2 protein-coding genes and 1 pseudogene are annotated in these 1967 nt (G+C 70.6%); 1 reads left to right on the forward strand and 2 read right to left on the reverse strand.

Going from position 1 to position 1967, the window contains the following annotated elements; translation table 11 throughout:
- Window positions 1-1100, reverse strand: a pseudogene (locus tag IH13_RS37390) (thioredoxin-like domain-containing protein); the annotation flags it as partial.
- Window positions 1101-1164: 64 nt separating this feature from the next.
- On the opposite strand from IH13_RS37390, the gene IH13_RS0113720 reads away from it, so the two are divergent.
- The gene (locus IH13_RS0113720) at window positions 1165-1656 is read left to right on the forward strand and encodes an LURP-one-related/scramblase family protein (RefSeq protein ID WP_031084232.1); all 492 of its coding nucleotides are present in this window, start codon (window positions 1165-1167) and stop codon (window positions 1654-1656) included.
- A 33-nt stretch (window positions 1657-1689) separates the two neighbouring features.
- Here IH13_RS0113720 and IH13_RS0113725 read toward each other — a convergent pair.
- Window positions 1690-1967: nitrilase-related carbon-nitrogen hydrolase (locus IH13_RS0113725; protein ID WP_031084234.1), on the reverse strand; the 278-nt coding region annotated here is incomplete at its 5' end.

Below are 1967 nucleotides of genomic sequence, written 5' to 3' on the forward strand. Positions count from 1 at the left end.
GGTGCCGACGGCGGTGTGCACCGCGCCGTCCAGGTCGACGTACCGCAGTGCGGAGGTCTCCGAGTCGGCGACCCACAGCCGGTCGCCGGACGCGGCGAGGCCGGACGGCTGCGCGAACCACGCCTCCGGGCCCGGCCCGTCGACGAGCCCCTCGTTGGTCGTCCCGGCGGCGACCCGCACGGTGCCGTCCTCCGGGTCGTACGTCCACAGCTGGTGCACGCCGGCCATGGCGATCCACAGGCGGTCGCCGAACCAGGCGACGTCCCACGGTGAGGAGACCACCACTGGCGGCCGGTGCCCGCCCGCGTGGTGGTGACGCCGGTGGACAGGTCGAGCACCCGGATCGCGTGGTTGACGGTGTCCGCGACGGCGACCCTGCCGTCGGGCAGCAGGGCGAGGCCCTGCGGCTCGCTGAACCGCGCCTCGTCCGGTCCGCCGTCGGTGAACCCGCGCTCACCGGTGCCGAAGTGGCCGCGTACGGTCTCGCCGTCCGCGTCCAGCTCGACCAGCCGGTGCCGGGTGGTGTCGGAGACCAGGAAGCCGCCGTCCTCCAGGAGGAGCGCCTTGCCCGGGAAGCGCAGATGCGTCGCGACCGGCTCGGGAGCCACGTACGGGCCGTCCCCGCGGCGCAGGGTGCCCTTGGCCGCGTGCTCGGCCTCCAGCTCCTCGACGAGCTTCTCGATGGCGTGCGCGTGGCCTTCGCCCGCGTGCTGGGCGACGACGTACCCCTCGGGGTCCACCACGACGAGCGTGGGCCAGGCTCGTACCGCGTACTGCTTCCAGGTGGCGAGCTCGGGGTCGTCCAGGACGGGGTGGTGCACCCCGTAGCGTTCCACGGCGTCCACGACGGCCTGGTGCTCCGCCTCGTGCACGAACTTCGGCGAGTGGACACCGATGATCACCACGGTGTCGCGGTGTTTCTCCTCCAGCTCGCGCAGCTCGTCCAGGACGTGCAGACAGTTCACACAGCAGAAGGTCCAGAAGTCCAGGATGACGATGCGTCCCCGCAGGTCGGCGAGGGTGTAGGAGCGGTCTCCTGTATTGAGCCAACCGCCCTTGCCGATCAGTTCGGGGGCGCGGACGCGTGCACGTGCTGTCATGTCACCAGTCAACATCACCGTGCCCTGCGCGCATTCCGGTGGGGCGTCCGGGAATCTGTGAACCATGAGACTTCTCGTACGCGAGCGCATGTTCGCCATCGGCGACGACTACTGGATCGAGGACGCGGAGGGCCGCAAGGTCTTCCTCGTCGACGGCAAGGCCATGCGGCTGCGCGACACCTTCGAACTCAAGGACCCGAACGGCCGGGTCCTGGTGGAGATCCGCCAGAAGCTGATCAGCCTGCGCGACACGATGATCATCGAGCGTGAGGGCGAGGAGCTCGCCAAGGTCAAGCGGAAGCGGCTCTCACTGCTGCGCAACCACTACCGCGTGGCCCTGGTGGAGGGCACCGAACTCGACGTCAGCGGGAAGATCCTGGACCGTGAGTTCGCCATCGACTACGACGGCGAACTGCTGGCGCAGATCTCCCGGCGCTGGCTCACCCTCCGCGACACCTACGGCATCGATATCGTGCGTGAGGACGCGGATGTGCCGCTGCTGGTCGCGGTGGCGGTGTGCGTGATCGTCCTCGCCGACAAGGAGCGCGACGGGTGACCCCCTGTTTCACGTGAAACAGCGGCCCACGTCTCAGCGGCGCGGGGCGAGGCCCAGGCGGCGGTCCTTGAGCGCGGGGAACTGCTCCCGGACGACGGCGGTCCTCGCCGGGTCGAACTCCACGGTGAGCACCTCCTCGTCCGGACCGGCCTCGGCGAGCACCTCGCCCCAGGGGTCGACGACGATGCTGTGTCCGGCCTGCCGGACCCCCGCGTGCGTGCCCGCCGAGCCGACGGCCAGGACGTACGCCTGGTTCTCCACGGCCCGGGCCTTGGCCAGCAGCGTCCAGTGCGAGCGGCGGCGCTCGGGCC

The organism is Streptomyces sp. NRRL WC-3549 (genome assembly GCF_000721935.1).
Classification (GTDB): domain Bacteria; phylum Actinomycetota; class Actinomycetes; order Streptomycetales; family Streptomycetaceae; genus Streptomyces.